The sequence below is a fragment of the Microcystis sp. LE19-10.1B genome (genome assembly GCF_027530565.1).
In the GTDB taxonomy this organism is placed as follows: domain Bacteria; phylum Cyanobacteriota; class Cyanobacteriia; order Cyanobacteriales; family Microcystaceae; genus Microcystis; species Microcystis aeruginosa.
The window spans coordinates 1-8,847 of sequence record NZ_JAPZQM010000772.1; the positions used below are offsets into that span (position 1 = coordinate 1).

At 39.9% G+C, this 8,847-nt stretch carries 7 protein-coding genes and 2 pseudogenes; 7 read left to right on the plus strand and 2 right to left on the minus strand.

Annotated elements, in window-relative coordinates; all coding sequences use genetic code 11:
• The 7 genes from O9332_RS27835 to O9332_RS27865 all read left to right on the plus strand — a co-directional run.
• Positions 1-628, plus strand: a 628-nt coding sequence (locus O9332_RS27835; protein ID WP_288028242.1) for a lipase family protein, incomplete at its 5' end; no start/stop codon positions are given.
• 181 nt (positions 629-809) lie between these two features.
• Positions 810-2,234 carry a phosphatidylinositol-specific phospholipase C domain-containing protein gene (locus O9332_RS27840; protein ID WP_002759950.1) on the plus strand — a complete coding sequence of 475 codons (1,425 nt, stop codon included), beginning with the start codon at positions 810-812 and terminating at the stop codon, positions 2,232-2,234.
• 179 nt (positions 2,235-2,413) lie between these two features.
• Positions 2,414-3,685, plus strand: coding sequence for a hypothetical protein (locus tag O9332_RS27845; RefSeq protein WP_288028244.1), 1,272 nt, complete (start codon positions 2,414-2,416; stop codon positions 3,683-3,685).
• Positions 3,686-3,808: 123 nt separating this feature from the next.
• Positions 3,809-4,267, plus strand: coding sequence for a hypothetical protein (locus tag O9332_RS27850; protein ID WP_002759953.1), 459 nt, complete (start codon positions 3,809-3,811; stop codon positions 4,265-4,267).
• Between the two features lie 130 nt (positions 4,268-4,397).
• On the plus strand, positions 4,398-5,663 hold the full coding sequence (locus O9332_RS27855; protein ID WP_002759954.1) for a metal-dependent hydrolase family protein: 1,266 nt from the start codon (positions 4,398-4,400) through the stop codon (positions 5,661-5,663).
• Complete coding sequence (locus tag O9332_RS27860; protein WP_002759955.1) at positions 5,663-6,685, plus strand: CobW family GTP-binding protein; 1,023 nt, start codon at positions 5,663-5,665, stop codon at positions 6,683-6,685. The genes O9332_RS27855 and O9332_RS27860 overlap by 1 nt, the downstream gene beginning before the upstream one ends.
• A 339-nt stretch (positions 6,686-7,024) precedes the next feature.
• Entirely contained in the window at positions 7,025-8,029 is a 1,005-nt protein-coding gene (locus O9332_RS27865) for a hypothetical protein (protein ID WP_002759957.1), read from the plus strand.
• Positions 8,030-8,104: 75 nt separating this feature from the next.
• Here O9332_RS27865 and O9332_RS27870 read toward each other — a convergent pair.
• Together O9332_RS27870 and O9332_RS27875 are read right to left on the minus strand one after the other, a co-directional pair.
• Positions 8,105-8,525: pseudogene (locus O9332_RS27870) on the minus strand (IS4 family transposase); the annotation flags it as partial.
• 113 nt (positions 8,526-8,638) lie between these two features.
• Positions 8,639-8,847, minus strand: a pseudogene (locus O9332_RS27875) (IS1 family transposase); the annotation flags it as partial.

The window sequence follows — 8,847 nt, forward strand, 5'->3', positions numbered from 1 at the left end:
GTTAGAATTTTTGACCCAGGAAATTCCCAGCCAATCTGACCAACCTATTGAAATCATTACCACCGGCCATAGTTTAGGCGGAGCATTATCTCCAGTAATGGCATTATGGCTGTACGAAAATCAAGCAACTTGGAACCCTACCGGTAAACAAATCACCGTCAATACCCAATTTTCTGCGGGAGCAACTCCAGGGGATCAAACCTTTTCTGATTACTACGGAAATACGGAGCCAGGTCTCAATCAAAGCAGCCGACTCTGGAATAGTTTGGATATTGTTCCCCATGCTTGGAATATTCAGCAATTAAAGCAGATTCCCACCCTGTATGAATCTTGTAATATTCCTAAATCTTCGAGAATTGCACTATTAGTTAATAGTCAAATTCAGAAAGTGAAAAACTGTAATTATCTGGCGTTAAATCCCAGCACTTTTGCCATGAAAGGTAAATGTGGCGTTTTTTCTCAACCGCAACCAAACCCCCTGAAGCAATTTCTGCAAGAAGCCTATTTTCAGCATATCCAAGCTTATTTCAATCTTCTGGAAATTGACTGGCCGCTGACGGAAAATGTGGCTGATTCTCTCACGCTAACAGAGCAAGATTTAGATGATATTGCCACTAAGTTAAGCTAATTATTCTATCGCTAAACAGTCGGCAGTGGGAATCGGCACGACTGTAAATGGGGAGGAACAGAAAGGGAAAATAATTAAATTATTTACTTCTCTGACCTCTCAAGTAATTATCTTTAACTGTAACTCAATTAACGACTTTAAAAAGTCAACAATACTCATCTTCATCAAGGAGAAAATTATTATGGGTGCTGGATTTCACATACAAATTGTCAACGCTACGCCATATAACATCAATCAAGTAAAATCCCACAGTTACCAGATGGAGTGGGATCCATCTTCTCAGATTAGTCCTAATTCCTTTACTCAATTTTATGCTGAGTTTAAAGAAACAGTAGGTCATGACAGTATAGATGATGCGGGTGATGTTGAATATACCCTTGAGGAGGTAAGTAACTTTAACTTTACAATTAGTGCTAAAAAGAGTGGAGTTCACGGACTATCAACGCCTGTCCCCTCAGAAGCAGGTTATGGGGTTTTAGTTGAATGGCAAAATATTCCCAATGGTCTTTTTGTTTATCCTACTCCAGATACTACTAATACATCTGCTGTAGGATGGATTCATGATGGGGTAGTAACGATCGCCCTTGGTTATTTCCCTGGTAATACCCAAAGCCAAATTAGTCCTTATCCAACCCCTAATTATGGCAGTGGCGGATTAGCAGATGATCAAAGTGTGTTACGTCCTTCCGTATTACACTGGGCTAATAATTGGATGGAATTATTTGCCCCTTGTATTCAAAACCTTTGTCTCAATGAGTTAACCCTGCCAGGCACTCACGATGCCTCAACTTATTGCGCTGGTAGTATTAGCCAATCATGGGTACAAACTCAATACCAAAACATCAATCAGCAACTTAGTCAAGGTATTCGCGCCCTTGATCTCAGATTAATGCTTAGTAGTGGCTCAGGGGATAATCAATTTGTTATGTGTCACGGGAGTTTTGCTCTCCCCCTGACTTTAGTAGATTTTCTCAATCAAGTAACGCAATTTTTAGCTGATAATCCCCAAGAATTTGTTATTCTTGACTTACATGATTTTGAGGGAAATTGGACAAGCCAAACCTATCAAGATTTATCTAATCTGATTATCAACACTATTGGACAGGATAAATTAATTCCGCCCTCTGGTATTTCTCAACCCTTAAAAGACCTTTGGCAAACTACTGGCCGAGTTGTAGTTGGCTCTCTCGAATTTCCTGATAGTATGTCTGATTGGTTAGCACAAAATACACCCTTTTGGAGCAGTTCTATTAAACAATATTGGTGTGGTACAAGTGTAACTCTTTGGTCAGACGTGCAGAGTTATTTACAACAACAAATTGACGCTATCAACCAACCTAATAATTTTCTCTGGTCATTAATGGCTCAGTATAATTATGAAGGTGCTTATGGAGTACCAGCTAATGTGCCTAAAGAACTCTCTAGCTTTTTCGCTGGTTTAAATGGCATCAAATCTAACATTATTGCCACTGATTGGTGGAATCGCGTCAATACCAGTACAGGTCAACTAGAAACCACTGTCAATAATTTTTCTGCTCTCATTAATGGAGTCCCTTTAAACATTTTAAAAGGGTATCGACGGGCAAATAACTTACCCCTATGGTAACTGCCATTAGATAGGCGATCGCCCCTAATTGAGCCTAGTTATCCTAAATCTCTGATACAGTCGGCAGTGGGAATCGGCACGACTGTAAATGGGGAGGAACAGAAAGGGAAAATAATTAAATTATTTACTTCTGACCTCTCAAGTAATTCCCTTTAATTTCAACTCAAAAGGAGATAATCATGTCTTTTCCCTACACTCAATGTATTTCGGCAATCACTATTCCTGCTGGTGAATATAAGAACTATACTTTTGTCGTCGCTGCTTACCAAAGTGGGATCTCGGTTGGGCAATTTTCACCGAATCCAACCCCACCAAGTTATACTTTAGGGGGGGTGAGTAATCTTGATAATAATGGTGCCAGTACTACTGCCATTGAGTTTCTGCTTGATTACAGCAACACTGACTATTCACCACCTTACTATTTTGTTTACGGATCTGAAGACGAGAATATTTGGCTTAATAGCATTAATCCCGCTACTCGAGGCAGCCAATTCACAAGTAGTAATGTCACGACTCAGATCGCTTCGGAAAAACAACCCGATGCGCCAATTGCCGGACTTTTCTATTATTTCCCCGAAAGCCTTCTTTACGTGGCAGCGTCTAATGGCAACCTCTACTGGTATTCAGTCACTTGGTCTAACGGCGTGCCGAGCTTGTCTTATGTGGGTTCAAACACATCTTATAGCCAGACGGATGGAGCGTCCGTATCTCTGACCTTTTTCCCTGCGGGGACGCTAACTAATTACGATTGTCTGTTACTCGGCGGGTGTGCGGCCACGGGGGTTATTTTCAATGCCAAAAACCCATCTTCAACTCCTACCCTTTACGGGTATGACGGTGGATGTAATGCAACTGACGTTTGTAAGGGACCAAAAGGCATTTACTGGGCAACCCCGGCTGGCGGTTTGCACTATCAGCCCTATAGTGGTTTCAATGCCTCGTTAAGTCCTATTTGGACAGTACCCAGTGGACAGGTCATTTTATCTTTGGCCTATTCACCCAACGCCGGTAATGCAGATCCGGGAAATTATCCAGAGGGAGCAATCTTTATTGCCACGGCTCCGTCCAACCCCTCTAATTCCTCTATGGGCAGTATCTATGTTTGCGATGCCAGCACTAACACGGTGGGCAATGCCGCCCAACAGGATGCAACCATCTCAGGGAGCCCCTGGGGCATCATTGCCGATGCCAATCTGACTTATATGTGTGCAACTGGTTCATGTGGTGTTTTCCTAAGTACCTTGGCAGCTTATAATCCAGAATCAAATATTCCTGAGAATGGAATGTTAGTACCAAATAAGGTGACTAGCGGTGTTGGGCATACCTGGATCAGTGATCTTGTTTCCGCCGCTGCGTTGGTTTTTGGCGTGGTGACAGAGGATCCCGTTGCTGTCGGTTGGGCAGTTGCAGGTATTGATGCTGGGCCAATCGATGCCCAAACGGGTTATTAAGCGAATAGGACGCTATAGTACCAGTTGGTTGGTGTGAGAAAAAAAAACAAACTTTCCTCAACCAACCTAACAATCTCTTGAATCAACAAAACTTAATCAAATATTCAAGGAGGTCATCAATTTATGGTTTTATACCGATGCAAAGAAAGCTATACCATCACCGTCAAAGATGAGGATGGATCTTTTTTATGGAATTTTAATAACTTTCCCTGCGATTTTGTCGGAGACAGACGGGGTGAAGCCGATATGGGAGCTATTCCTTTTGAGTTTAAACCCTACAATATACCTCTAGTGGTTGCCAATGCTAGATTATTTTCTGTCTTTGGTTTTGATGATCCCTCTTGGTTGGGAAGTCCCTTAGATATTCGTCTCTGCTTTGCCGCTGATAATGGGATGCAGTCGATTACTTTAATCCCCAATAAAACGGCGGGTTTTGATGTAATTGAAGACAGCGAACGTTGTAACATCCTTCGTCATGTCTATGATAGTCGTTCCTATTTTGAAATTTTGTTAGGTAGTACACAAGAAAACGCGGATACGGATACCATTTGGCTACATACTATGAATGTCTATCAAGACTAACCATTAAAGCGGATTCGCTAACTATCAACTTGAATTGGCTTATTCATCCAGTGGAAGTCGAGATATTAAGCGATCGCCTAGCTCAAGACTAATAAAAACGCTGAAAAAATTAACAACAGGAGAAACAACGATGACTGGTACTAATTCCACTAGCCCAAATTATGTAATCGTAACCGATCAATATTGGGATGGTTTGGCTGATAATCCCCTTGGTGCCACGGAAATTCGCGTCGAAAATGGGAATATCACTGCGATCGCTACAACAGTTGATCACAGCAACGCTCAAATTATTGAACTAAAAGGACACACCGTTACCCCTGGTTTCATTGATTGTCATGTTCATATCACCTTCTGTGAAGGGGATCCTACAATTCCAGAAAATCCTTATATGGTGACAGTGCCATTAATGACCCTTTATAGCTTAAATCCCCTGAAAATACTGTTAATGAACGGTTTTACTACTGTAAGGGAAGTGGGTTGTCCCGATCCAGAATTTATTACCGTCGATCTCAAAAAAGCGATCGCCAATGGCTGGATTATTGGACCAGATCTATTGGTAGCACCTCACCTGATTTCAGCCCAAGGAGGACATGGTGATTTTACCTCTTTAGTTGCTTTTCAGTTCAGACCAGAAAAATTTGAAGTAGCAGACGGAACAGCAGAAATTATCCGCATAGTACGGGAAGAAATTCGCTCAGGAGCAGATTGGATTAAATTCTGTGCCACAGGGGGTTTTAGCTCTCCTACGGATGATCCGAGTCAAACCACCTATTCCCAAGAGGAGATGAATATTCTGGTTAGTACCGCCAAAGATTTCGGTATTTCTGCTTGTCCTCACGCTTATGGAGGGGAAGGGGTTCAACGTGCTGTTAATGCGGGGGTACGTTCCATTGAACATGGTAATCTTGCCAGTTCCGAGACTTTGCAATTGATGGAGCAGAAGGGAGTTTATCTGGTACCAACTCAATACACTGTTTTAGAAAAAGCTCGCAATGCCAATAATCCTGAATATTGGAAAAGTCGTTCTCCTTGGCAACACGCTAAATATCAAAAATATGCCTCTCAACTGATTGCTTGTGCTGATAATTTAGCTAAAAGTAACGTTAAGATTGCTTTTGGTACTGATGCGGGAACTTTTCCTCATATAGATAACTGGAAAGAGTTTCCAGCGATGGTTGAAAATGGTATTACTCCTTTACGCGCTTTAAAAGCAGCAACTACTGTAGCGGCTGAATTATTAATGCAGCCGAATATTGGTGCGTTAGCGGTGGGGAAATTTGCTGATATTATCGCTATGCCGGGTAATCCTTTTGAGGATATTAATGTTACTGGTAAAGTTGATTTTGTGATGAAACGGGGAGTCATCTATAAACAACCATCGGGAGGACAAGTATAATGGTTTTGTCATCAAATCTCTGGAAGACACCAGTAACACTGCTGACGGGTTTTTTAGGTGCGGGTAAAACTACTTTACTTAACTCCATTCTTAAGGGTAAAAGTGATCGCCGTTTCGGCATACTGGTCAATGATTTTGGTAGTCTTAATATTGATCAGATGTTAATTAAAAATAGAGACGATGATCTAATCACTCTTGAGGGAGGTTGTGTTTGTTGTAGTTTACAAAATAATCTGGTTAATTCCCTTCCCAAAATCCTATCTCTCCGTCCAGATCAGATCTTAATTGAAGCCAGTGGAATTGCTAACCCTTATACCCTGTTACAAACCCTAAAGCGTCCAGTTTTAAGTAGAATAATTCGCTTGGAAAGTATTATTACCCTAGTTGATGCGACCTATCTACCCCAAATTTGTGAACCATCTGGAAAAATTAACTATCAAGATTTGCTAATTGATCAAATTTCGGCTGCTGATATTGTGGTTCTCAATAAAATTGATTTGATTGATGAAAAAGCACAAATTAATGCTAGTCAAATTATCCAAAAAATAGCACCTTGGGTGCGTTTGTTAAAAGGGAGTTATGGGGATGTTTCCCTAGATTTATTATTAGGATTTAGGGACTCATTTCCCGTTCGTTCTGTATCTAGTCAATTAAAATCTAATCACTCTGATAACTTTCATACTTGGAGTTATGAAAGTGTTCGCCCTTTTCAGTTATTAACCCTGGGAAAAATATTAGGGAAATTACCCGTAACTGTATGGCGAGCCAAGGGTATTTTATCTACTGTTGAACATCCCAATAGAGGAGTAATTTTGCAACAAGTGGGGCCGAGAATTACCTTAGAAATAGGCGAAGAATGGGGTAATAATCCACCCTTTACCCAATTGGTATTAATTAGCACGGAGGCAATAAATACAAAAATATTACAGCAGCAATTAGATAGCTGTTTAAGAGTAGAGGATTTTGAGGTAAATTTAAAAACTCAAACCAAAGATAATTTTATTTTAAGTAACGAAATGTAACAAATATATCACAATTATCCAGGGTGAAACGTTTTACTAATGTGACAACGAGAAAGTGGCTAAAAAGTTATCAAAAAACTGGGTTTAAAACCTCGCCCTTCTAGGGGGACTTTATGTTAGAATTTTAGTAATCTAGAAAACCCGCCCTATCCTAGAGAAAGTCCTGCAACGGGTTGACGATGAGTAAGGGGAAGCTGACGGCCGCGGGGAACTCCATGCTAGAGGCAAAACATACCTTGGGTCGGTATGTATCAACAAAATTGAATTAGTCTCCGGAGGGCATACGGAGGAGAGATAGCCTTTTCATTCTATTAATCAATCTAAAAAGTCCCAAAAAATATGATAACTTCCACTCCAGTAAAAAAAAATGACGATGTTAACGCCTTAAATGCGGATATTAGGGAAGTTTTATTAGAGGTTTTGCCGATAATTTCTCCTGAATTACAACTAGAACTCACTAAGTTAGTTCAACAGATTCATCACCTGAATTATTTGATTTATAAAAAAAGTAATAGCTGGAAAATTGGTTGGTTTATTTTTAACAATGATCCAACTAAATTGATTTTGTTATTAGAGGAAATTAAATATATATTGCTCATGGCAAAAACTAATAAAGTCGGAGTTGATGCTATTCGAGGATTCAGAATTAATCTAGAAAAGGAAATTAATCATAGTCGCTATTTTTTATGGGGACATATTTTAAATGGATTTAGTTCTATCTATTCTACAAGATCAGTCCCATTCAAAATATTTTTAGGTTTATCTATTACAACTTTTTTATCTATGATTGCCCTCAAATTTTCTGCTCAAGAAATTTACATATTTGATGATAATTTACACCAGAAACACTCTCAAGAGGAGGCACTTATTTCAAAACCATTACCTCAAGCAAACTCCCCAGTACCCATTCCTTCTAGTAGTTATTCAGAACAGTTAAAATCATCGAGTGATACGATAAATCCTAATCGGCATATATTTTATGGTTTAGTTTATGCGGCAACAGCAGGAGTGTTGGGAAGTGTTGCGAGTATTTTACTCAGAATTATCGACTTTACAGACAAAAAATATGACGACCCCCTCATTCCTCTTTTTATTGGTTTGTTTAGACCCTTAATTGGTCTAATTTTCGGTATTTTTATCTTTAGTTTAATTAGCTCAAATACGTTGATTAAAATTGATTTTATGATTACCCAGGATCAAAATTCTTCTAGTTTAATAACCAACAAAGCCCGTCAGGATTTATTTATCTTTTCCTGTGCTTTTTTAGTGGGATTTAGTGAAAGATTTGCCTCAGATTTACTGAAAAAAACTGAATCGGGATTAATTGAAGAAAAAGAAAAATAATGTTATTGGCTAAATTATACGGACTTTTGCGGATTCAAGACATACAATAACAGCAGTGGGCAAAATAATTGCGGAGATCAAGAAAGTAACCGTTCGCATCCGTTCATCGCTGTTTGAGTTGCCTTTTTTCTTCTTGAGCATCCACCAGAGAAGGGGTATCGCTACCCCTTCATGGACAATGCCGACTGTGAGGATGTTGTAGTGATGACTACCAAATGACCAATTGGTGCGGTCAATACTCAATACCCAGGGTTGAGGGATATGGAGCCACTGGACTACAATGGGAGCTATTTGAGGGTAATCTCTCTCGAAGTCCCCAAACAAGCGTTGTCATCGTTTGTAATGGGACTCTACCAATACCCGACCTTCAAAACCTAGGGCTAATTCCTTGAGGTTGACGGTTTTTACTTTCAACAGAGCCAGTAAGAATAGAGCGAGGAAAGAGAGTCTTGCTCCCTGCCATCCCTTTAGGAGGTTTGAGAGCTTGGGTGGTGATTCGGTAGTAGTGATGGCGGCTTAATCCTTTGCTTTGCTGTCCATTGGGCTCTTCTCGACTTTGTGTGATAATTTTTGCTTATAGAATCGTGAAATATTTACTGGGAAAGACTTTTAGGAGTATTTTGCTGAAGAAACTATCAGTATAGACCCCGTTTCCACACAGAAACCAGAAGAGCCTCCATTGTAGTCATGGATAAAATACCAAAGGGTTCCCCAACGTGATTCTCCATTTTTTTAGAGAAAGATAGACTCTCTCTCACCAACCGAGAAATCCTTTGTCGAAAGGTATTATTTAATCTTTCAATAGGATTAGTTTGACC

What these genes read in the sequence shown, in the direction of transcription:
- O9332_RS27855 (WP_002759954.1), top strand. Translation starts at nt 4,398, where the DNA reads ATGACTGGTACTAATTCCACTAGCCCAAATTATGTAATCGTAACCGAT.
- O9332_RS27865 (WP_002759957.1), top strand. Translation starts at nt 7,025, where the DNA reads ATGATAACTTCCACTCCAGTAAAAAAAAATGACGATGTTAACGCCTTA.
- O9332_RS27840 (WP_002759950.1), top strand. Translation starts at nt 810, where the DNA reads ATGGGTGCTGGATTTCACATACAAATTGTCAACGCTACGCCATATAAC.
- O9332_RS27850 (WP_002759953.1), top strand. Translation starts at nt 3,809, where the DNA reads ATGGTTTTATACCGATGCAAAGAAAGCTATACCATCACCGTCAAAGAT.
- O9332_RS27860 (WP_002759955.1), top strand. Translation starts at nt 5,663, where the DNA reads ATGGTTTTGTCATCAAATCTCTGGAAGACACCAGTAACACTGCTGACG.
- O9332_RS27845 (WP_288028244.1), top strand. Translation starts at nt 2,414, where the DNA reads ATGTCTTTTCCCTACACTCAATGTATTTCGGCAATCACTATTCCTGCT.